This is a genomic window from Brevundimonas sp., from assembly GCF_036402095.1.
Taxonomy (GTDB): Bacteria; Pseudomonadota; Alphaproteobacteria; order Caulobacterales; family Caulobacteraceae; genus Brevundimonas.
The window spans coordinates 1-21,687 of sequence record NZ_DASWTO010000008.1 but is presented as its reverse complement, the minus strand read 5'-3'; the positions used below and the strand labels follow the sequence as shown (position 1 = coordinate 21,687).

At 70.3% G+C, this 21,687-nt stretch carries 21 protein-coding genes and 1 pseudogene; 13 read left to right on the top strand and 9 right to left on the bottom strand.

Features of this window, described 5'->3' with window-relative positions; genetic code table 11:
- Nucleotides 1-12 precede the first annotated feature (12 nt).
- Both VGD32_RS00620 and VGD32_RS00615 read right to left on the bottom strand, forming a co-directional pair.
- The gene (locus VGD32_RS00620; RefSeq protein WP_331029970.1) at nt 13-1,017 is read right to left on the bottom strand and encodes a DNA topoisomerase IB; all 1,005 of its coding nucleotides are present in this window, start codon (nt 1,015-1,017) and stop codon (nt 13-15) included.
- Nucleotides 1,014-1,358 (bottom strand): hypothetical protein, encoded by a 345-nt coding sequence (locus tag VGD32_RS00615; protein ID WP_331029969.1) that lies wholly within the window; start codon nt 1,356-1,358, stop codon nt 1,014-1,016. Before VGD32_RS00615 ends, VGD32_RS00620 begins: the two co-directional genes overlap by 4 nt.
- 85 nt (nt 1,359-1,443) lie before the next feature.
- Here VGD32_RS00615 and rlmJ point away from each other — a divergent pair, with 85 nt between their 5' ends.
- From rlmJ to VGD32_RS00600, 3 genes are read left to right on the top strand one after another with little or no spacing between them, the layout of a single operon-like run.
- Nucleotides 1,444-2,280: a 23S rRNA (adenine(2030)-N(6))-methyltransferase RlmJ gene (gene rlmJ / locus VGD32_RS00610; protein ID WP_331029968.1), complete on the top strand. Its 837-nt coding sequence runs from the start codon at nt 1,444-1,446 to the stop codon at nt 2,278-2,280.
- Complete coding sequence (locus VGD32_RS00605; protein ID WP_331029967.1) at nt 2,277-2,978, top strand: glutamine amidotransferase-related protein; 702 nt, start codon at nt 2,277-2,279, stop codon at nt 2,976-2,978. The genes rlmJ and VGD32_RS00605 overlap by 4 nt, the downstream gene beginning before the upstream one ends.
- Before the next feature lie 51 nt (nt 2,979-3,029).
- Nucleotides 3,030-5,525: an ATP-binding protein gene (locus VGD32_RS00600; protein WP_331029966.1), complete on the top strand. Its 2,496-nt coding sequence runs from the start codon at nt 3,030-3,032 to the stop codon at nt 5,523-5,525.
- Between the two features lie 144 nt (nt 5,526-5,669).
- Here VGD32_RS00600 and hemF read toward each other — a convergent pair whose 3' ends face one another.
- Nucleotides 5,670-6,545, bottom strand: coding sequence for an oxygen-dependent coproporphyrinogen oxidase (gene hemF / locus VGD32_RS00595; RefSeq protein ID WP_331029965.1), 876 nt, complete (start codon nt 6,543-6,545; stop codon nt 5,670-5,672).
- A 585-nt stretch (nt 6,546-7,130) separates the two neighbouring features.
- Here hemF and VGD32_RS00590 point away from each other — a divergent pair.
- Nucleotides 7,131-8,384, top strand: a complete 1,254-nt coding sequence (locus VGD32_RS00590) for a dipeptidase (RefSeq protein ID WP_331029964.1) — start codon at nt 7,131-7,133, stop codon at nt 8,382-8,384.
- Nucleotides 8,385-8,388: 4 nt separating this feature from the next.
- On the opposite strand, the gene VGD32_RS00585 is transcribed toward VGD32_RS00590, so the two are convergent.
- The gene (locus tag VGD32_RS00585) at nt 8,389-8,838 is read right to left on the bottom strand and encodes a tRNA (cytidine(34)-2'-O)-methyltransferase (RefSeq protein WP_331029963.1); all 450 of its coding nucleotides are present in this window, start codon (nt 8,836-8,838) and stop codon (nt 8,389-8,391) included.
- A gap of 196 nt (nt 8,839-9,034) precedes the next feature.
- On the opposite strand from VGD32_RS00585, the gene petA reads away from it, so the two are divergent.
- The 8 genes from petA to VGD32_RS00545 all read left to right on the top strand — a co-directional run bounded on the left by petA (nt 9,035) and on the right by VGD32_RS00545 (nt 16,860).
- A complete protein-coding gene (gene petA / locus VGD32_RS00580; RefSeq protein ID WP_331029962.1) occupies nt 9,035-9,571 on the top strand; it encodes a ubiquinol-cytochrome c reductase iron-sulfur subunit in 537 nt (178 codons plus the stop codon).
- Nucleotides 9,572-9,588: 17 nt separating this feature from the next.
- Entirely contained in the window at nt 9,589-10,917 is a 1,329-nt protein-coding gene (locus tag VGD32_RS00575; RefSeq protein WP_331029961.1) for a cytochrome b, read from the top strand.
- A gap of 35 nt (nt 10,918-10,952) precedes the next feature.
- The gene (locus VGD32_RS00570) at nt 10,953-11,798 is read left to right on the top strand and encodes a cytochrome c1 (RefSeq protein ID WP_331029978.1); all 846 of its coding nucleotides are present in this window, start codon (nt 10,953-10,955) and stop codon (nt 11,796-11,798) included.
- Between the two features lie 138 nt (nt 11,799-11,936).
- Nucleotides 11,937-12,518, top strand: coding sequence for a DUF1579 domain-containing protein (locus VGD32_RS00565; protein WP_331029960.1), 582 nt, complete (start codon nt 11,937-11,939; stop codon nt 12,516-12,518).
- A gap of 77 nt (nt 12,519-12,595) precedes the next feature.
- On the top strand, nt 12,596-14,254 hold the full coding sequence (locus VGD32_RS00560; RefSeq protein WP_331029959.1) for a M28 family peptidase: 1,659 nt from the start codon (nt 12,596-12,598) through the stop codon (nt 14,252-14,254).
- 103 nt (nt 14,255-14,357) lie between these two features.
- Nucleotides 14,358-15,986: a M28 family peptidase gene (locus VGD32_RS00555; RefSeq protein ID WP_331029958.1), complete on the top strand. Its 1,629-nt coding sequence runs from the start codon at nt 14,358-14,360 to the stop codon at nt 15,984-15,986.
- Complete coding sequence (locus VGD32_RS00550) at nt 15,983-16,372, top strand: RidA family protein (protein WP_331029957.1); 390 nt, start codon at nt 15,983-15,985, stop codon at nt 16,370-16,372. The genes VGD32_RS00555 and VGD32_RS00550 overlap by 4 nt, the downstream gene beginning before the upstream one ends.
- Nucleotides 16,373-16,431: 59 nt before the next feature.
- On the top strand, nt 16,432-16,860 hold the full coding sequence (locus VGD32_RS00545) for a thiol-disulfide oxidoreductase DCC family protein (RefSeq protein ID WP_331029956.1): 429 nt from the start codon (nt 16,432-16,434) through the stop codon (nt 16,858-16,860).
- Here VGD32_RS00545 and VGD32_RS00540 read toward each other — a convergent pair.
- Genes VGD32_RS00540 through VGD32_RS00520 form a run of 5 tightly spaced genes read right to left on the bottom strand, consistent with a single transcriptional unit; the run spans nt 16,857 to nt 21,043 of the window.
- Nucleotides 16,857-18,056 (bottom strand): beta-ketoacyl-ACP synthase III, encoded by a 1,200-nt coding sequence (locus tag VGD32_RS00540; RefSeq protein WP_331029977.1) that lies wholly within the window; start codon nt 18,054-18,056, stop codon nt 16,857-16,859. The two genes, VGD32_RS00545 and VGD32_RS00540, sit on opposite strands and share 4 nt — an antisense overlap.
- 17 nt (nt 18,057-18,073) lie before the next feature.
- On the bottom strand, nt 18,074-18,931 hold the full coding sequence (locus tag VGD32_RS00535; protein ID WP_331029955.1) for a CoA ester lyase: 858 nt from the start codon (nt 18,929-18,931) through the stop codon (nt 18,074-18,076).
- The gene (locus VGD32_RS00530; RefSeq protein ID WP_331029954.1) at nt 18,931-19,605 is read right to left on the bottom strand and encodes an SDR family NAD(P)-dependent oxidoreductase; all 675 of its coding nucleotides are present in this window, start codon (nt 19,603-19,605) and stop codon (nt 18,931-18,933) included. The genes VGD32_RS00535 and VGD32_RS00530 overlap by 1 nt, the downstream gene beginning before the upstream one ends.
- Nucleotides 19,602-20,528, bottom strand: a complete 927-nt coding sequence (locus tag VGD32_RS00525; protein ID WP_331029953.1) for an ROK family protein — start codon at nt 20,526-20,528, stop codon at nt 19,602-19,604. Before VGD32_RS00525 ends, VGD32_RS00530 begins: the two co-directional genes overlap by 4 nt.
- A gap of 20 nt (nt 20,529-20,548) precedes the next feature.
- On the bottom strand, nt 20,549-21,043 hold the full coding sequence (locus VGD32_RS00520) for a GAF domain-containing protein (RefSeq protein ID WP_331029952.1): 495 nt from the start codon (nt 21,041-21,043) through the stop codon (nt 20,549-20,551).
- Between the two features lie 249 nt (nt 21,044-21,292).
- Between VGD32_RS00520 and VGD32_RS00515 the strand changes: the two are divergent.
- Nucleotides 21,293-21,687 (top strand): annotated as a pseudogene (locus VGD32_RS00515) (sel1 repeat family protein); the annotation flags it as partial.

The following is a 21,687-nucleotide window of genomic DNA, read 5'->3' as shown; positions in this document are numbered from 1 at the left end:
CGATCGTTGCCGTCAGCCCCTCAGCGCCTTCGCCAGCGCCCGCTCGAACGTCGCCGCCTCCGGCCCCGGCAGGGCCTCGCCCAGCCGGCCCTGCTCGAACAGTTCGAACACCCTGGGGTGGACGTAGGAGCTCCGGCACACCGTCGGCGTATTGCCCAGCAGCCCCGCCACCGCCTTGACGCAGACGGTGATCTTGCGCTTCGCCTCGGTCGGCGAGGCCGGGGGCTCTATCTCGCGCAGCGCCCGCGCCGCCGACACCGTCCCGGCCCAGGTGCGGAAGTCCTTGGCCGAGAACTGCTCGCCCATGGCCTCGCGGATATAGGCGTTGACGTCGTTCGAGGTCACCGCGCACAGGTCGCCGTTCGCGTCGCGGTATTTGAACAGCTGCTGGCCCGGCAGTTCGCGCAGGCTGCGCACCACCGTCGCCAGCCGCCGGTCGCGCACCTGCACCTCATGCTCCACCCCGCTCTTGCCCTTGAAGGCGAAGGTCAGCGCTGCGCCGTCGACCTCGAGATGCCGCTTGTTCAGCGTGGTCAGGCCGTAGGACCGGTTCTGCCTGGCGTACTGGGCGTTGCCGACCCGGATCAGGGTCAGCTCCAGCAGCCGCACGGCGGTCGCCAGCACCTTCTCCCGCGAAACGCCGCGGCGGCCCAGGTCCGCCTCCACCCGCCGCCTCAGCTTCGGCAGCGCCCGCGCGAAGTCGGGCAGGCGCTCGAACTTGGTCTCGGCGGCGTGGGCGCTCCAGTCGGGATGGTAGCGGTACTGCTTCCGCCCCTTCACGTCCCGCCCGATGGCCTGGATGTGCCCGGACGCCCGCGGACAGATCCACACCTCCGTCCACGCCGGCGGGATGGCCAGCGCCCGGATGCGCTCCAGCACCTTCTCGTCGGTGATCCGCCGGCCCTGCGGGTCGTGATAGTGGAAGCCGTCGCCGGCCGCGGTCCGCCGGATGCCCGGCCGTTCGTCGCTGCACCAGGTCAGACCCTCGGGGATGGCGGCGGCGTCGGCGAGCGTCACCCCTGGGCCTCGCGCAGCCGGGCGCGCAGGCCCTCGATCCAGTCGCGCCCCGCGTCCCCGCCCCACAGCTGCCAGGCGATGTAGCCCGCCGAGGGCTTCGCCCGGTTGCTCCAGTCGCGCCCGTGCTTGTCGACCGCGTGACGGGCGAAATAGCTGTACATCGACTTGATGTCCCGATCGCTGACCGTCTCCCGTTCCATCAGCTGTTCGGCCCGGCGCACGCCCACCTCGGTGCCGCCCCGGCCGTGTTCCTCGCGCAGGTCGAGGCCGCGCCGGGCGGCGTCGGCCACGGCCCGCGGCGGGGTGCGGTCCTCGTCGGACAGGGCGGGGTGATCGATCACGGGCGGCTCCGGCGGAATGGGGCAACGACGGGAACCGGGGACGGTTCCTCTTGACCCGGACGGTACGGAAGACGAGGGCAGGCGGATGAACTATCGCCACAGCTTCCACGCGGGGAATTTCGCCGACCTCGTCAAACACGCCCTGGTGCTGTGGCTGCTCGAGCGGCGTCAGGCGGCGGGGCCGGTGACGGTGCTCGACACCCACGCCGGCGCCGGCGTCTACGACCTGACCGGCGACGCCGCCCGCTCGAAGGAGGCCGAGGCCGGCATCGCCCGGCTGATGGCCGCCGCCGACCGCCCGCCCCTGATCGAGGCCCTGGCCCGGGAGGTCGGACGGCTCAACCCGCACGGCGGCGCCGGTCTCTACCCCGGCTCGCCGCTGCTGATCTCCGCCCGCCTGCGGCCCGCCGACCGCTACATCGGCTTCGAGCTCAACCCGCCGGTGCTGGATCTGCTGCAACAGGCGCTGGAGCCCTTCCCCCGGGCGGCGGCGCGCGGGGGCGACGGCTACGACCAGGCCCGGGCCGAAGCCGCCCACGCCCGCGGCGCCTTCGTGCTGATCGATCCGCCGTTCGAGCGGCCCGACGACTATCTGCGCGCCGCCGACACCGGGGCGGCCATCGCCCGCGCCGACCCCCGCGCCACCGTCGCCATCTGGACCCCGCTCAAGGATCTGGAGACCTTCGACGGCTTCCTGCGCCGCCTCGACCAGGCCGGGGTCAAGCGGGCGCTGGTGGCCGAGGCGCGGCTGCGGCCCCTCGCCAACCCCATGAAGATGAACGGCTGCGCGGTGGTGGTGATCAACCCGCCCGCCGGCGCCGGGGCCGCCGCGGCCGAGGTCTGTGGCTGGGTCGCCGGCCGGCTCGGCGAGGCCGGCGCCAGGGCCGAGGTCTGGATGACCGGCGAGGGCGCCGCCGCATGAGCCGCATCGCCATCCTCGAGACCGGCGCCCCGCCGCCGGCCCTGGCCGGGCGCCACGGCGACTATCCCGCCATGTTCCGGGCGCTGCTCGGCGACGGCTGCGAGAGCGAGGTGTTCCGCTCGCAGGCCGGCGAATGGCCCGACGCCGCCGCCTTCGACGCCGCCGTCATCACCGGCTCGTCCGCCGGGGTCTATGAGCCGCTCCCCTGGATCGGCGATCTGCTCGACTGGATCCGGGCGGCGAAAGGACACACGGGCCTGGTCGGCGTCTGCTTCGGGCATCAGGCCATGGCCCAGGCGCTGGGCGGCCGCGTCGAGAAGTCGGAGCGCGGCTGGGGCGTCGGCCTCCACCGCTACGACGTCCGCTCGGTCGAGCCGTGGATGGAGCCGCCCCTCCGCACCGTCGCCATCCCCGTGTCGCATCAGGATCAGGTGGTCGAGCCGCCGCCCGGGGCCCGTGTCATTCTCGGCAGCCCCTTCACCCCCTTCGCCGGCCTGGCCTGGGACGACGACGCCGTCAGCCTGCAGGGCCATCCCGAGTTCACGCCGGCCTACGCCGCCGATCTGACCGCCGGCCGGCGCGAGCGGATCGGCGCGGCGCTGGTGGACGAGGCGCTGGACAGCCTGACCCTTCCGGACGACCGCCGTTCCGTCGGCGCCTGGCTGAGGCGGTTCATCGAGGCCCGCGCCGCCCGCTAAACCTTGCGCAACCTATCTGTGCGAGGACCGGAGGGTCACGCCGGAAACCTCATGTCGCTTTCCCGTATCCTCGCGGCGAGTTTCGTTCTGCTCGTCGTCCTCGCTGCGGCTCCCCGCGGGCTGGCCCAGCCGCCGGTCGCCGCCGCCGCCGGCTCCGATGCGCTGAGCCTCGCGCGGTTCGTGGAGCGGCGGGCGGGCTCGACCAATTTCGCCGCGCTCGAGGCCTTCGGCGAGGCGGCGGCCCGGCGCGGCGACCGCGAGGGACTGAACCGCCTCTATCACGTCACCTGGACGATCCTGAACCAGGGCGAATTCCAGCGCGCCGCAGTCTGGAACCGACGCCTGGCCGAATCCGCGCGCCGTCAGAAGGACGCCCGCTACATCGACATCGCCCATCTGAACGACCTCACCGCCCGCTACGATCAGGGCGAGGTCGCCGTCGCCGCCGGGATGATGCGGTTCGCACGGTCCGGGCGCGACTGGTTCGTGCGCGCGCACGCCGCCCGGCTGGCCGCCCTGGCCCTGGTCGACGAGGGCCGCATCGGCGAGGGCCTCGAGCTGCTGGCCGAAGCCCAGGCGGATATTCCGGTGGCGGACCCGTTCGCCGCCACCGCCCAGTCCGGCATCTGGGAAGTCGCCGGCATGGCCCTGAAGGATCTGAACGACGTCGACGGCGCGGCCGACGCCTTCCGCAAGTTCGAGATCGACTATTCCAACCCGGCCTATCCCCGCCCGGATTTCGACAGCCTCTACAACCTGACGGTGATGGCGGTGAAGGTCGGCGATCTGGCGGGGGCGGCCGAATACTATGCGGCTCACCATCGGCTGGCCGCCCGGTCCGACCTGGCGACGCTCGGCATCTACGACGCCAGCCTCTGCGCCACCGTCGCCGACGCCCGCAATGCGCCGCGGGACGTTCTGGCCTGCCTTCAGCCCTATGGCGAAAGCCTCGGCGCGGCGGCCTTCCTGGCCAGCGACGTCCTGCCCCTGCGGGCCGTCGCCCGCGCGCGGACCGGCCAGACCCGGGCGGCGCGGCGCGATCTTGAGGCGCTGCGGGCGCTCGAAGCCGAGGGGGTCGGCGGGGATGTCGGTCGCGTCGAGGCCGAGGTGCTGTTCGCCGAAGGCCGGACGGCCGAGGCCTTCCGGATGCTCCGCGAGCATATGTTGCAAGGCGAGCTGGCGGCGGCCCGCAACTTCAGCGCCGGCATCCACCAGGTCACCGGCGACATGCAGGAGCAGCTCGCCGAGCGCCGCAGCCAGCTGGAGACCGCGCGGGCCAACACCAACCTGCAACGGGCGGTCATCGCCATCGGCGTGGTCTTCCTGCTGTTCGCCATAGCCACCGTGGTCTGGCAGTCGCGTCAGGCCGACCGGCTGCGGCTGGCGCAGCGGCGGGCCGAGGACGCCAACCGGGCCAAGAGCGAATTCCTCGCCAATATGAGCCACGAAATCCGCACGCCGCTGAATGGCGTGGTGTCCATGGCCGACGCCCTGACGCGGCGGCCGCTGGGCCCCCAGGAACGGGAGATGGTCGAGCTCATCCGCTCGTCCGGCGTGACGCTGGAGCGGCTGCTGTCCGACATCCTCGACAGCGCCAGGATCGAATCCGGCCAGGTCGCCATCGAGCCGGCGCCCTTCGACCTCGAACAGGCCGTCGCCGACATCGGGGCCCTGTGGCGGGTCAAGGCGGAGGAGAAGGGCGTGGCGCTGGAGGTCGAGTTCGACCCGGCGCTCTCCGGCCTTGTCGAGGGCGACGCGGTCCGGCTGCGCCAGGTGCTGACCAACCTCGTCAACAACGCTCTCAAATTCACCAGCGAGGGGTCGGTCCGGCTGATCGTCGCCGCGGCTGCGGACGACCGGATCGCCTTCCGCGTCAGCGACACCGGCGTCGGCTTCGACCGGGAGCAGCGCAGCCGCATCTTCCGGCGCTTCCAGCAGGCGGACGGTTCGATCACGCGCCGCTACGGCGGCACCGGCCTCGGCCTGGCCATCTCGACCGCCCTCGTCGATCTGATGGGCGGCGAACTGGATTGCGAGAGCACGCCCGGCGAGGGCTCCAGCTTCTGGTTCGAGATTCCGCTGCCGCGGGTCCAGCGGAGCGGGGACGCCGCCCGGGCGCCGGCCGCGCCCGCCGCCGATGTGACGGCGGCGCCGCTGCGCATCCTTCTGGCCGACGACCATCCCGCCAATCGCAAGGTCGTCGAGATCATGCTTGGCGCGACCGAAATGGAGCTGGTCGCCGTCGAGGACGGCCTTCAGGCGATCGAGGCCTTCAGGGCCGGCGGCTTCGACCTGGTGCTGATGGACATGCAGATGCCGGTCATGGACGGGCTCAGCGCCACCGCCGCCATCCGCCGGCACGAGGCCGACAACGGCCTGGCCCGAACCCCGGTGATCATGCTGACCGCCAACGCCATGGCCGAGCATGTTGAGGCCGGACGCGCCGCCGGGGCCGACGCCCACCTGACCAAGCCGGTGACCATGACCAGCCTGTTCGCCGCCATCGGCGCCGCGCTGGAGCCGGTCGGCGAGCCCGAGGCGGCGTAACCCCCCCCGTCACCCTCGGGCTTGACCCGAGGGCCAGATCATCCGGTGCTCCGTCGATGATCGTCCGGCCGCAATCGCGGGGCCGCCTCGAACGCACAGCGTCGCCCCGCCTCTGATCCTCGGGTCAAGCCCGAGGATGACGGTCTACGGCCACTTCACCACCGGCGGCATCGAGCTGAGGATGGACTCGACGTTGCCGCCGGTCTTCAGCCCGAACATCGTCCCGCGGTCGTACAGCAGGTTGAACTCGACGTAGCGGCCCCGGCGGACCAGCTGCTCCTCGCGCTCCTCCGCCGTCCACGGCTCGACCATGCGCCGGGCGACGATCTCCGGATAGACTTTCAGGAAGGCCTCGCCGACGTCCCGGGTGAACGCGAAGTCCCGGCCGCGGTCGCCGCTGTCCAGATGGTCGTAGAAGATGCCGCCGGTGCCGCGCGGCTCCTTGCGGTGCGGCAGGAAGAAATACTCGTCGCACCAGGCCTTGAACCTCGCATGCCATTCCGGGTCGTGGGCGTCGCACGCGGCCTTCATCGCGGCGTGGAAGGCCACGGTGTCCGGATGATCCTGGCGCCGGTCCGCGTCCAGCACCGGCGTCAGGTCGCCGCCCCCGCCGAACCAGCCTTTGGTGGTGGCGATGAAGCGGGTGTTCATATGCACCGCCGGAACACGGGGGCTGACCGGATGGGCGATCAGGCTGATGCCCGTGGCGAAGAAGCGCGGGTCATCCGCCGCCCCCGGCACGCCCTTCGCATAGTCGGCCGGAAAGGTCCCGTGCACCGTCGAGACATGGACCCCGACCTTCTCGAACAGCCGGCAGTGCATCATCCCCATGACCCCGCCGCCGCCCTCGGCCCGCTCCCACGGCGTGCGCACGAAGCGGCCCGGCTCGCCCGGGAACAGACCGGCGGGCGCCGCGTCCTCCAGCGCCTCGAAGGCCGCGTGGATGCGGTCGCGCAGAGCCTCGAACCAGGCGCGGGCTTCGGTCTTCTGCTGGGAGAGAGGATCGGCGACGTCGGTCATGGCGCGCTACCTATCCCTTCTCCCCTCGCGGGAGAAGGCGGCCGGCCCCGTCGAAGGGCGGGAGATGTCGGATGAGGTCTCTCTGGCCGGGGAATTGGCGGTGGAACCGTCTCGCTGATGTCGCCGCCGAGGCGAGCCCCCGAAGACGCGCCGCCCGCCGCCGGCCGGTTCGTCTCCAGGACCAGTCCCGGCTCCCCGAAGGCATGACGCTGTGCTGGCAATCCGCGGAATTATAGTCGGATAGCGCGCAAGAGCGGCCGCCTTTTCAGGCACATCCGCTTTTCTCGAAGCGATTTTCCAGCCGGAGAAGCGCGCGGGCCCATACTTGTGTCCTTTCGCCGGCCCCGGTCTTTGACAATCGAACCCCCCGCCGCGCCGCCGAGGCGCGTCAACGCCGCACGCCATCGGGCGCGATGCCGACTCTGCCGACTCTGCCCCGGCGGTTTTCGCCCTGGCCGATGCCGACTCTGCCGACCGTGCCATCGCGTCTTTTGATTTTACCCGGGTGAAACCCGCCGGCGGACACCGGTTGACGCCCCGCCTCCCTCTGCCACTGTCCCGCATCGCCTCGAGGGAGCCCCGTCCATGATCCGCGCCGTCCTGCTGTCCACCGCCGCCCTGATCGCGGCGGGCACGCCCGCCCTGGCCCAGGACGAGGCCGCGGCCCGGCGCATCCTCGAGCGGACCCCGCTGATCGACGGCCACAACGATCTGCCCTGGGCCTTGCGCCAGCAGCACGGAAACGATCCGCACGCCGTCGACCTGGCCACCAACCTCGACGCCTCCACCGCCCTGCATACCGACATCCCGCGCCTGCGCGCCGGGGGCGTCGGCGGCCAGTTCTGGTCGGTCTACGTCCCCGCCAGCCTCCCCCCGGTCGAGGCCGCCAAGGCCACCTTCGAGCAGATCGACACGGTCAAGCGCATCGTCGCCGCCCACCCCGAGGTGTTCGAGCTGGCGACCACCGCCGACGACATCCAGCGCATCCACCGCCGCGGCCGGATCGCCTCCCTGATCGGCATGGAGGGCGGCTACTCCATCGACGATTCGCTGGGCCTGCTGCGGGAATTCCACGACGCCGGCGCGCGCTACATGACGCTGACCCACTCGACCACCACGACCTGGGCCGACAGCGCCACGGACGCGCCGAAATGGGGCGGGCTCAGCCCCTTCGGCGAGGAGGTCGTGCGCGAGATGAACCGCCTCGGCATGATGGTCGATCTCAGCCACGTGTCCGAGGAGACCATGCTCGACGCCATGCGGGTCAGCGAGGCTCCGGTGATCTTCTCCCACTCGTCGGCGCGCGCCGTCACCGCCCATCCGCGCAACGTGCCCGACAGCGTGCTGCGCCTGCTGCCCGAGGACGGCGGCGTGGTCATGGTCACCTTCGTGCCCGGCTTCATCAACGAGCAGGTGCGGGCCTGGAGCGCCGCCCGCGCGGCCGAGGACGCCCGCCTCAAGTCTCTGAGCCCCGGCGATCCCGCCGCCGCCGCCGCCGCCCTGCAGGCCTGGATCGCCGCCAATCCGGTTCCGCGCGCCGGCGTCGCCGACGTCGTGGCCCACATCCAGCACGTCCGCGACGTCGCGGGCATCGACCCTGTCGGCCTCGGCGGCGACTTCGATGGCGTGTCCGCCCTGCCGGACGGCGTCGAGGGCGTCGACGCCTATCCCCGCATCCTCGCCGCCCTGATGGCCAATGGCTGGACCGAGGCCGACATCCGCAAACTGGCCGGCGAGAACGTCCTGCGCGTCATGCGCCGCGTCGAGGCGGTGGCGGCGAGCAAGCGCGGCGAGCGGCCCAACCTGGCGCGGCTCCCGGAGGCCGGGGCGCCGGACTAGGCCCTCAGCGGAGGGACCTCGTCTGCCGCAGCCCCTCCCACAGCGCGATCCCGGCGCTGACCGACAGGTTCAGCGACCGCGCCTCAGGCCGGATCGGGATCACCACCCGCGCGTCGGCGGCCTCGTGCACGAAGTCGGGCGCGCCGGAGGATTCGCTGCCGAACAGCAGGGTGTCCCCAGGCTCGAAGCTGAATTCGTCCAGCGGCGTCGCCCCCTTCGTCGTGAACAGCACCAGCCGCCCGGGCCCCCGGTCGCGCTGGAAATCCTCCCAGCCGGCGTGCCGGATCATGTGGCCCAGCGGCCCGTAGTCCAGCGCGGCGCGCTTCATCGCCCGGTCGTCCAGGCGGAAGCCGGTGGGCTCGATCACGTGCAGTTCCACCCCGAAACAGGCGCCCAGACGGATGCAGGCGCCCACGTTCTGCGGAATGGCCGGTTGAAAAAGGGCGAGACGCATTCTAAGGCCCTCATACGCGCGGCCCGGGGGCTTGTCGCGGCTCGAATTGCGAGCGCTTCTCACGAAGCGCCAGCATCTTGCGGCGATGCGCCGCAAAGCCGGGCCGGGCCAGCCATTCGGGATTTCGCTAAAGGAACGACTGCGTTGAGACGGCGCGCCGCAGGGCGACGCCGCCAACGGCTCAGGAGACGAATCGGTGGCTGCAGACCAGGGCGATCCGAACCATCAGGATCCCAATCGTAGAGACTTCATCCACATCGCGGCCGGAGCGGCGGCGGTGGGAGCCGGGGCCATGGCCGCCTGGCCGCTGATCAATTCGATGAACCCGGCCGCCGACACCCTGGCGCTGTCGACCATCGAGTTCGACCTGACCAAGGTCCAGGAAGGCCAGCAGGTCGTAATCAAGTGGCAGGGCAAGCCGGTGTTCGTGCGCTACCGCACCCCGGCCGAGATCGAGCGCGCCCGCGCCGACGACCGCGCCGGCCTCAAGGACCCGCAGGCCGACGCCGACCGGGTCAAGGAAGGCCACCAGCAGTATCTCGTGGTGATCGGCTCCTGCACCCACCTGGGCTGCGTGCCGACCTTCGGCGCCGGCGACTACGGCGGCTGGTTCTGCCCCTGCCACGGCTCGCACTACGACACCTCGGGCCGCATCCGCAAAGGACCGGCGCCCGCGAACCTGGTCGTGCCGACCTACGAATATGTGTCCGACACCCGCGTGAAAATCGGCTGAGGACGGGCGAGAGAACGATGAGCGATCACGAATCCACCTACGTCCCCAAGACCGGCATCGAGAAGTGGTTTGACAGCCGCCTGCCGATCATCCGCTTCGGCGCCGACTACATGTCGCTGCCGACCCCGAAGAACCTGAACTACTGGTGGACCTTCGGCGGCATCCTGGCCCTCTGCCTGGTCATCCAGATCGCCACCGGCGTGATCCTGGCCATGCACTATGTGCCGAACACCGAGCTGGCCTTCGCCTCGGTCGAGCGCATCATGCGCGACGTCAATGGCGGCGACATCATCCGCTACACCCACGCCAACGGCGCCTCGATGTTCTTCATCGCGGTCTACCTGCACATGCTGCGCGGGCTGTACTACGGCTCCTACAAGGCGCCGCGCGAGATGATCTGGATCGTCGGCTGCGTGATCTTCTTCCTGATGATCGCCACCGCCTTCCTCGGCTACGTCCTGCCGTGGGGCCAGATGTCCTTCTGGGGCGCCGAGGTGATCACCAATCTGATCGGCGCCATCCCGGTCGTCGGCGAGCCGGTCCTGATCTGGCTGCGCGGCGGCCCGGCCATCGACAACGCCACGCTGAACCGCTTCTTCTCGCTGCACTACCTGCTGCCGTTCGTCATCGCCGGCTGCGTGGTCCTGCACCTCTGGGCCCTGCACCACGCCGGCCAGAACAACCCCGTCGGCATCCTGATCCCCAAGGACCGGATGAAGAAGGACACCGTGCCGTTCCACCCGTACTTCACGGTCAAGGACGGTTTCGCGATCGTGCTGTTCCTGATCCTGTTCGCGGTGTTCGTCTTCTATATGCCGAACGCCCTGGGCCACGCCGACAACTACATCCCGGCCAACCCGCTGCAGACCCCGGCGCACATCGTGCCCGAATGGTACATGCTGCCCTTCTACGCCATCCTGCGCGCCATCCCCGACAAGTTCGGCGGCGTGCTGGCGATGTTCGGCGCCATCGGCGTGCTGTTCATCCTGCCGTGGCTGGATACGTCCAAGGTGCGTTCGATGCGCTACCGCCCGGCGATGCGGACCTTCTTCATCATCTTCGTGCTGGTCGGCATGGGGCTGGGCTGGTGCGGGGCGCAACTGCCCGACGCCCCGGTCATCCCGGGCATGCCCAGCTTCATCCTCTTCGACGGCGCGCTGAACAGCTACCTGTGGCTGACCCGCCTGCTGACGGCCTACTACTTCCTGTTCTTCCTGGTCCTGATGCCGCTGGTCGGCCTGCGCGAGACCCCGAGGCCGATCCCGGCGACCATCTCCGAGCCGGTTCTGCCGGGCGGGGACGCCATGACCGCCGCCGCGCCGGCCTCGCCCGAGAAGAAGGGCTGAGATCGACCATGACCCTCGAGACTTCCATGCGTTCGATGAAAAAGACCCTGGTCCTGATCGCCCTCGCGGCCGGCCTCGCCGCGGCGGCCCAGCCCGCCATGGCGGCCGGCGGCGCCAAGCACCCGCGCAGCGGCGGCTTCTCCTTCGAGGGCCCGTTCGGGACCTTCGACCAGGGCCAGCTGCAACGTGGCTACAAGGTCTATCGCGAGGTCTGCGCCTCCTGCCACGGCATGGAGCTGATGTATTTCCGCACCCTGGCCGAGCCGGGCGGCCCCTTCTATGACGAGCATCAGGTCAATCCGGCCGAGAACCGCTTCGTCAAGGTGCTGGCCGCCGAGGTCCAGGTGCCGGACATCGACAGCGAAACCGGCGAGCCGGTGATGCGCGACGCCGTCCCCGCCGACCGCTTCCCCAGCCCCTATCCGAACGCCACGGCCGCCGCCGCGGGCAACGGCGGCGCCGCACCGCCGGACCTGTCCGTCATGGCCAAGGCCCGCCACGACGGCGCCAACTACATCTACTCGCTGCTGTCCGGCTACCGGAACGCCCCGGCCGGCCTCGATATCCGCCCGGGCCAGTACTACAACCCGTACATGGCCGGCGACCTGACGCCGTTCTGGAAGGGCGAGGGCCACGCGCCGAAGGGCGGTTTCATCGCCATGCCGCCGCCGCTGATGGACGGCCAGGTGACCTACGACGACGGCTCCTCGGAGACGGTCGACCAGTACTCCAAGGACGTCGCCGCCTTCATCGCCTGGGCTTCGGATCCCAAGCAGGTGCAGCGCAAGCAGTCCGGCCTCGGGGTGCTGATCTTCCTGCTGCTGTTCGCCGGCGTCACCTACGTCAGCTACCGCCGCATCTGGAAGGGCGTCGCGCACTAGCGACCCGCTTCCGCCGAACGACCAACCCGCCGGGGCCCAGCCCCGGCGGGTTTTTCGTCTTCGTCCCGGCTCGCCGAACAAGGGGTTCCGAAGCGCTGTCAAGTCCTTTACAATCCAAAGTCAATGGGAGACGCCGTCATGAAGTCCATGCCCCTGTTGCTGTCCGCCGCCGCCGCCATCCTCCTCGCCCCACCGGTCACGGCCCTGGCCCAGGTCCCCGTTCAGCCGGCCGGATCGGCCGTCCAGCGCGAGGCCGTGGGCGCGCTGGACTTCCTTGACGGGGAGTGGCGCGGACAGGCGGTGGTGCACGGCCCGGGCGGAACCGAGACCCTGACCCAGACCGAGCGGGTGGGCTCGTTGCTGGGCGGCTCGATCAAGGTCATCGAGGGCCGGGGCTACGCCGCGGACGGCTCCACGGTGTTCAACGCCATGGCCGTCCTCTCGTGGGACGAACGCGAGGGCCGCTATCGCTTCCGCTCGTGGGCCAATGGCTTCTCCGGCGACTATCGCTTCGAGCGCACCGCGGACGGCTTCCGCTGGGAGACGCCCGCCGGCCCGAACGCCCGGATCGAATACGTCGCCGTCATCCGCGACGGGACCTGGCACGAGGTCGGAACCTATGTCGCCGAAGGCCAGCCGCCGCGTCCCATGATCGAAATGCGCCTCACCCGGATCGGCGACACCGAGTGGCCGGCGGATGGGGCCGTGCCGCCGCGATAGGGGCGCCGACACATCGACAGCCCCGGAAGGACGCCCTAGGCTCCGGCCCCGGTTCAAAGGCTGAGGGTCCCCCGTCCATGCGTCCGTTTGCTTCCGTCGCCGCGCTCGCCGTCGGCCTCCTGCTGTCCGCCTGCGCCACCATGGGCGACGCCCCGGTCACGCCGGCCGCCTTCGACGCCGCCCGCCTGTCGGAGCATGCGCGGGTGCTCTCGGATGACAGCTTCCAGGGACGCGGCATCGGCACGCCGGCCGAGGACATGGTGGTCCGCTATCTGAGCGAGCAATACGCCGCCGCGGGCTTCCAGCCGGGCGGTGAGAACGGCGGCTGGACGCAGGATGTGACGCTGAACCGCTTCACCGCCTCGAACGTTCGCGCCGGTCTGAAGGTCGCAGGCGAGACCATTCCCCTGGCCCAGGGCCAGCAGATTGTGGTCTCCACCCGACTGCCGGGCCGTCAGGTCATGCTGGCCGACGCGCCGCTCGTCTTCGTCGGCTACGGCATCAAGGCGCCCGAGCGGAACTGGGACGACTTCAAGGACGTCGACGTGCGCGGCAAGGTTATCGTCGTGCTGGTCAATGACGCTGACTTCGAACAGCCGGAACTGAACACCTTCAACGGCCGGGCCATGACCTACTACGGCCGCTGGACCTACAAGTACGAGGAGGCGGCCCGGCAGGGCGCCGCCGGCGTCATCATCGTCCACGAGACGGCGCCCGCCTCCTACGGCTGGGCCACGGTGACCAACAGCTGGTCGGGCCCGCAGTTCGACATCGTGCGCGAGAACGCGGCGGCCGAGCGGGTCAGGATGGAGAGCTGGATCCAGCGCGACGTCGCCGTCGACCTGTTCCGCCGGGCCGGGCTCGACTTCGAGGCGCTGAAGACCCAGGCCCGCAGTCGCGATTTCCGACCGGTCGAACTGCCGGGCGCGACCTTCAGTGGGATGTTCGACGTCGCCACCAGCCAGATCGTGACGAAGAACGTCATCGCCCGCATGCCGGGGACGACCCATCCGGACGAGACCATCCTGTACACGGCCCACTGGGACCACATCGGCGTCGGCGAGCCGGACGCCAGCGGCGACGCCATCTTCAACGGCGCCGTCGACAACGCCACTGGCACCGCCGGCCTGCTGGAGCTGGCGCGAGTCTGGGGCGCGGGGCCGCGGCCGGAGCGGTCGATCGTGATGATCAGCTTCACCGCCGAGGAGAGCGGCCTGCTGGGGTCGGAATACTACGCCGCCAATCCGGTCTGGCCGCTTGAGAAGACCGTGGCCGGGTTCAACATGGACGCCATGAACGTCTACGGCCGTGTCGCCGACCTCGGCGTGATCGGTTACGGCCAGTCGGACCTGGACGAGCGGCTCGCCGCGGCCGCCGCCCGGCAGGGACGTACCGTGGCGCCGGACTCCAACCCGGCCGCAGGCAGCTATTTCCGCAGCGACCACTTCCCGCTGGCCAAGCGCGGCGTGCCGATGGCCTACGCCGAGGGCGGGGGCGAGTTCCGCGACGAGCCGCGGGCCGCCCGTGAGGCCGCGCGCGACGAATACGGCGCCCGCCGCTATCACCAGGCCGACGACGAATGGTCTGCGGACTGGGACCTCGCGGGCCAGATCGAGGATCTGGAGGTCGCGTACTGGATCGGCCGGGATCTGGCTGACAGCCGCGACTGGCCGGGCTGGAAGGCGGGGTCCGAATTCGGTCCGGCGCGGGCTGCGAGCGCCGCAGCCCGCCGCTGATCGGCGCCGTCCGTCCGCCTGCGGACATGACGAAAACTTAACGAGCGGTCCGTCCGGGCCGCCCTAGAGTGCGCTCCAACAATCCGGGGATGGAGTTTCCCACATGCTTCGCAAGATGATGGGCGGCGTCGCCGTCGCGGCCGTTCTGCTGTCCGCCGGACTGGCGTGCGCCCAGGACTTCTCGGCCGAGCGGATCAGCAATGATATCCGCACCATCAGCGCCGACGAATTCCAGGGTCGCTATCCGGGGACGGAGGGCGAGCGCATGACGCTGGCCTGGCTGCAGGCGCAGTACGAGGCCATGGGCCTCCAGCCCGGCGGTCCGGACGGCCAGTGGCTGCAGCCGGTGCACCTGAAGCGCTTCACCCCGGTCGAGGGCGCGGCCAGCGCCAGCTGGACCGGCCCGGACGGGGTCGTCCATCCGCTGGCCGTCGGAACCGACGTCGTGCTTCGCGCGGCGACCAACGACGGCCGCGCCTCGATCCGGAGCGCCCCCCTCGTCTTCGCCGGCTACGGAATCACCGCGCCGGAGCGGAATTGGGACGACTATGGCGACATTGACGTGCGCGGAAAGGTCGTCGTCGTGATGGGCGGCGAGCCCGAGGGCGACCTGTTCAACGGCGAGTATGACACCAACTATCAGTCGGGCGCCTACAAGGCCGACGAGGCCTTCCGCCGCGGCGCGATCGGGGTCGTCACCCTGGTGCCCCAGCCGGCAGATTCGCAGATGTGGCGCCGGGCGACGCAGTTCGGAAACCGCACGCGGACCCTGACGCCGGGCGCGGCCGATCTCGAATTCTCCATGGCCATCAACCACGACGTGGCGCAGCAATGGGCTGCGGCCGCCGGTCTCGACATGGCCCGGCTGGGCAGCATCGGCTCGGGCGCCTTCAAGGCGGTGCCGCTGAACGGCGTCACCCTGTCAGCCGAAGCGCAGGAGACCAGCGAGACGCTGGTCACCCACAACCTGCTGGCCCGTATCCCGGGCGCCGAGCGCCCGAACGAGACCATCATCTACTCGGCCCACTGGGATCACGTCGGCGGGGAGTCCCAGCATCCGGAGACCCCCGGCGACGACAAGATCTTCAACGGCGCCTGGGACAACGCCTCGGGCACCGTCGGCGTCGTCGAGATGGCCCGTCAGATCAGCCGGGCGCCGCGGCCGGAACGCTCGATCGTCTTCGCTCACATGGCCGCCGAGGAAATGGGGCTGATGGGCTCGTTCGGCTACGCCGCGAATCCCGTCTATCCGCTCGAAACCACGGTCGCGGACATCAATATCGACATGCTGCCCTTGTCGGGCCCGACGCGCGATGTGCCGATCTTCGGCAAGGGCCAGAACGATCTTGAGGATCGGCTGCAGGCTCTGGCCGAGCCGCTGGGCCGCTACGTTTCGGACGACGGCATGCCGGAGCAGGGCTTCTACTACCGCTCCGACCACTTCCCCTTCGCCCGCATGGGCGTGCCGGCGATCATGCCCTGGCATGGCTGGGACTGGGTCGAGGGCGGCCGTGAGGCCGGCGAGGCCGCGTGGCGAGCCAAGTTCGGGGCCGACTACCACAAGCCCTCCGACGAATGGTCGGCCGACTGGAACCTGACCTCCGCGACCGAGAACCTGACCCTGCTGTACCACCTGGGACTCGACCTCGCGAACAGCGAGGACTGGCCGGGCTGGAAGCCGACCTCGGAGTTCGCCCAGGTGCGCGCTCGCTCGGACGCCGCCCGCCAGTGAGCGCAACGATACGGCCCCTGACCGGCGCCGGCTCGCCGCCGGTCGAGGGTTCGTATCCGCAGGCGGTCGAGGTGACGGGGCCGGGTCGCTGGCTCTACCTGTCCGGTCAGATCCCGGTCGCCCCAGACGGCTCCCTGGCCGCCAGTTTCACCGGCCAGTGTGAGCAGGTCTGGGACAATATCGAGACCCAGCTGACGGCCGCCGGGATGACGCTGGACAACCTCGTCAAGGTCACCACCTTCCTCTCGGACCGGCGCTACGCCCTTGAGAACCGCGAGGTGCGGATGCGGCGGCTGGCCGGTCGGCAACCGGCCCTGACGGTGATCGTCACCGGCATCTTCGATGAGGCCTGGCTGGTCGAGATCGAGGCCGTGGCGGCGGCGTAAGGTCGCCTTGCCGGGGCGGACTGACCGTCGCACTCTGACATCATGAATGCGTCGAACGCATGAGCCGCTGGTCGCCCCGGGACGCGCAGGGCGAACCCCAAGGGCTGGTCCTTTTCGACGGCGTATGCGGGTTCTGCTCGCGCTGGGTGCGGTTCGTGATCAATCGTGATCCGGAGGCCCGCTTCAGTTTCCTCCCCATCCAGTCGGAGCGTGGACGGGAATTGGCGGCGCGATTCGGGATCGATCCGGAGGCGCCGCAAACCAATGCGGTCATCTGGAACGGGCGCATCTACTTCAAGTCGGACGCGGCGCTGACGGTGCTCGGGCAACTGCCGGCGACGCGGCCTTTGGCACTCCTCAAATCGGCTCCCCGGATCATCCGCGATCCCGCCTACGATCTGATCGCGCGCAACCGCTACAGACTCTTCGGACGGACCGAGACCTGCATGGTCCCGTCCGCGAACGAACGGGCGCGCCTTCCCGACTAGGCCCGCTTCCTCACGAACACTGTGCCCGCAGAATAGCCTGCCCCGAAGCTGCAGATCAGCCCCGTCTCGCCCGGCTGGAAACCGCCGTGGTGCAGATGAAAGGCGATGATCGATCCGGCCGAGGAGGTGTTGGCGTAGTCGTCGAGGATGATGACGTTCTCTTCCGGCGTCGGCTCCCGGCCGAGCACCTTGCGGCCGATGAACTGGTTCATATTGATGTTGGCCTGGTGCAGCCAAAGTCGTTTCAAGCCGGTCGGGTCGACGCCCAGTTCGGCGGCATGATCGACGATCATGTCCGAAACCATCGGCACCACGTCCTTGAACACCTTGCGGCCCTGCTGGACGAACATCTTGTCGCTCAGGCCAGTCGGCGAGACCGCCTCGACCTCACCCGTGGGCAGGGCGGCCTTGTTCAGGAAGCCGAAATTGTTGCGGATGTTGTTGGACATCACGGTCTTCAGCCGCGTCCCGAGTATCTCCCAGCCGTCGATCGCCTGGTCCTCCGCCTCGATGATCACGGCGGTGGCGACGTCGCCGAAGATGAAGTGGCTGTCGCGGTCCCTGAAGTTCAGGTGGGCCGAGCAGATCTCGGGATTGACCATAAGCACGGCCTTGACCGAGCCGGAGGCGATGAAGTCGGCGGCCGTCTTGATGCCGAAAGTCGCGGAACTGCAGGCCACGTTCATGTCGAAGGCGAAGCCATCGATGCCCAAGGCCTGCTGCACCTCGATGGCCATGGCCGGATAGGGACGCTGCATATTGGAGGCGGCGCACAGGACGGCGCCGATCTCGCTGGCCGGCTTGCCCCAGGCGGCGATGGCGTCGCGCGCGGCCTTCACCGCCATTTCGGCCAGCACCGACAGTTGGTCGTTGGACCGCTCGGGGATGTTCGGCGCCATGCGGGCGGGGTCGAGGACCCCCGCCTTGTCGAGCACAAAGCGCGACTTGATGCCCGACGCCTTCTCGATGAACTCGACGGAGGAGGGGGTCAGCGCTTCGAGATCCCCGGCCGCGATGCCTGCCGCATGCTGTTCGTTGAAGCGCGCGGCGAAGGCATTGTAGGCCGTGACCAGTTCCTCGTTGGAGATCGACTGTTCCGGCGTGAACAGGCCGGTGGCGACGATGACGGCTTTGGTCATTGCGAGAGTGCCCTGTCGCTGACGGCGCGGCCGCTCGCTGCCCGAGGACCGGCTCAGTTCTGTTTCTGGACGGACTAGATAGGCCGGTCCCGGCGCGGCGTCGAGGCGGCGGCGTGCCGCGTCAGCAGGCGATGGGCGGCGTCGAGGTGCAGCCGCTCGACCATGCGGTAGCCGACCCGGATCGCACCCTTGCCCGCGGCGTCGGCGGCGGCGAAGGCGGCGACGACCTCCCGGGCCCGCGAGACCTCATCCGGCGAGGGCGAGAAGGCGGCGTTGGCGGCGGCGATCTGGGCCGGGTGGATCAGGCTCTTGCCGTCGAAGCCGAAGGCGCGGCCCTGGCGGCACTCGGCCTCGAGCCGGGCGGCGTCGTCCGTTGCGTTGACCACGCCGTCGATGGCCAGCAGGCCGTGCCCGCGCGCCGCGGCGACGACGGCCGCCAACCACGGCTTCAGCGGCTCGCGGTCCGGACCGAGCACAAGGTTCATCCGCTCGCCAAAATCGTTGATGCCGAGCATCAGGGCCGCAAGAGGCGCGCCTGCGCCGGCGATCTGGTCGAGCCGCAGCACCGACAGCGGGGTCTCGACCATGATCCACAGGGCGGCGCCGCCGGGCATCCGGGCGGCGACCTCGCGCACCGCTTCCGGGCTCTCGATCTTCGGGGCGACCACGAAGTCCGGCTTGAGACCCGTCAGGGCCGCCAGGTCGTCCGCGCCCCACGCGCTGTCGAGGCCGTTGACCCGGACGCCGACCTGGGCTCCGAAGCCCCCGGCCGCGAGCGCCGCGACCGCCGCTTGCCGGGCCTCGGCCTTGGCGTCCGGCGCGACGGCGTCCTCGAGGTCGAGGATCACGGCGTCGCAGTCGAGGCCGCGCGCCTTCTCGATCGCCCGGGGATTGCTGGCCGGCAGGTAGAGGACCGAGCGGAACAGCTGCATCAGACCCGACCCGTCACCGGAACAAGGGCGCCCGTGATCGCCCGGCTCTCCGGCGAAGCCAGGAACAGCATGACCTGCGCGAGATCCGACGGCTGCACCCACTTCGCCGGGTCGGCGTCGGGCATGTCCGCCCGGTTCTGGGCCGTATCGAGGATCGACGGCAGGACGGCGTTGACCGTCACCGAGGTCGACTTCAGCTCCTCGGCCAGGCTTTCGGTCAGGCGGTGAACACCGGCTTTGGAAGCGGCGTAGGCGCCCATGCCGGCGGCGCTCTTCAGGGCGGCGTTGGCTCCGACATTGACGATCCGGCCCTCGGCCGACCTCTTGAGGTGGGGCAGGGCGGCGCGGGTGGCGTTGAGCGCCGTCGTCAGGTTCAGGGCGAACATCCGCGCCCAGGCCGGCTCCGCGTCGTCCACGGTCTGCCAGACGAAGCCTCCGGCGATGTTGAGCAGGGCGTCGAGATGGCCGAACCGCCCGATCACCGCCGCCATGGCGTCTTCCGCCGCCGTCGCATCGGTCAGGTCGACGCCGCCGAGATTCAGCACGCCCCCGGGCGCCGCCCCGTGAGCCGCGTGGTCGATGACCGCCACGTTCAGGCCCCTGTCCACGGCGGCTGCGGCGACGGCCTGGCCCAGGACCCCATGGCCTCCGGTGATGGCGATGGTGCGCGTCATGGGGCGGTCTCCTGATGAGAGGATGCAGAGGCGAGGGGCCACAGCCGCGCGGCGCCGCGCACGCCCGAGGAATCGCCCCAGCGGGCGGGTGCGATAACGCCCTTCCAGGCGTCGGTGAAGGCGTAACGCTCAACGATCGGCGGCAGGGCGGCGTACAGCTCCCCGACATTGGACAGGCCGCCCCCGATCACGAAGGCGTCCGGGTCGATCAGATTGACCACCATGGCGATCGCCCGGCCGAGCCGGTCGGCGCACAGGTCCAGCGACAGGCGGGCCGCGGCCTCGCCCGCGCGGGCGGCGGCGACGATCTCCTCGCCGGTCAGCGCCTGTCCGGTGCGCTGCAGATGGTCCCGCCGCAGCCCTGTGCCCGAGACCCAGGTCTCAAGGCATCCGTGAAGACCGCACCAGCAGGCGGGACCCGGTGCTTCCGCAGCCGACGGCCAGGGCAAGGAGGTGTGGCCCCACTCGCCGGCGACGCCGTTGGCGCCTTCGACGATCGCTCCGTCCACAGCCACGCCGCCGCCGCAGCCGGTGCCGACGATCACGGCGAAGACGACGTTCTTGCCCGCCCCGGCTCCGTCCACCGCCTCCGACAGGGCGAGGCAATTGGCGTCGTTCGCCAATCTCACGGGCCGGTTCAGCGCCCGCTCCAGGTCCTGCGGAAAGGCCCGGCCATTGAGCCAGGTCGAGTTGGCGTTGCGCATCAGGCCGCTGGTCGGCGACACCGACCCCGGGGCGGCCACGCCGACAGGCCCGCTCGCGCCGGTCTCCGCCTCAACGGCGGCGATCAGCCGGGCCACCGTCCGGATCGCCGAATCATAGTCTCCGGGATTGGGCTCGCGTCGCCGGGCGAGAAAGGCGCCGTCGTCGCCGACGACCGCCGCCTCGATCTTGGTGCCGCCGAAGTCCACGCCGATCCGCATGGGCGAGGCTTAGCAGATGATCAGGCGGCGAACACCCGGCCCAGCAACCGCTCGAGCGCCTCGGCGTCGACGGCGTCGAAGGCGGCCACCTCGGTCGCGTCGACGTCGAAGACCGCGATCAGCCGGCCGGCGCCGTCGAACACCGGCACGACGATCTCGCTGGCCGAGCGGCTGTCGCAGGCGATGTGTCCGGGGAAGGCGTGGACGTCCGCGACGATCTGCGTGGTTCGCTCCCGGGCCGCCGCCCCGCAGACGCCGCGGCCGAAGGCGATGCGCAGGCAGCCAAGCGTGCCTTGGTAGGGCCCGACCACCAGTTCGTCGGTCTTGTCCGGGTCGACGACGTAGAAGCCTGTCCAGAAGAAGACGGGGAAGGCGTCGGCCAGCATGGAGGCGACCGTCGCCATCCGCGCCGTCAGGTTGGGTTCACCGTCCAGAACCGCGAGAATTTCACCCTCGAGTTCTGCGTAGCGGGCGGCCTTGTCGGCGGGGCGGTCGTCGCGGGCGACGTAGGACATCGGGGACTCCGGAGGGGACTGCGCAGCCATATAGGCGCGGTCGCCGCGGCGCGCGAGGGGGCCGGATTCGCCTCTCAGGAGAAATCCCAACCCGCTGATTCCCGTGGACAACTCGGCCCGAGTCACAAAATGGCCCTGATGCGGCAACGCTTTGTCGCGAAACGGCGTTAACCTTGACAGACAGTTAACTGGACCGGACTGTCCCGGTCACGCAAAGCTTAACGGGCGAGCCGGGGGACGCCCGCTCCAGTGGTGCGAGGATTTATGGGCGAGGGCGAGGCGAACAAGACCGACCGCGGCCGGTTTGGCCGGTCGCGCGGCCCCGTCGCCATCGCGGCGATCGCGGGCGTGCTCGCCCTTACCGCCTTCGGCATGGTCTCTTGCGGCGACCGGAGCAGCGGCGTCCGCTTCTGGCAGCGCGGCGACGCGAGTTCCAACGCCTGCCCACGCCCGGCCTCGCTCACGGGGTCAGAGTTCAACGCCCAGGAGACCGGACTGCGCGCGCTGCGCCGCGCCGCCTTCCGCGGCGACTTCTTCGCCCAGCTGGAGCTCGGATCGCGCTACGCCGCCATCCGGGCCACGGACAAGAACATCGAGGATCCGATCGAGAGCGCCACCTGGTACGCCATGGCGCTGGCCAATGA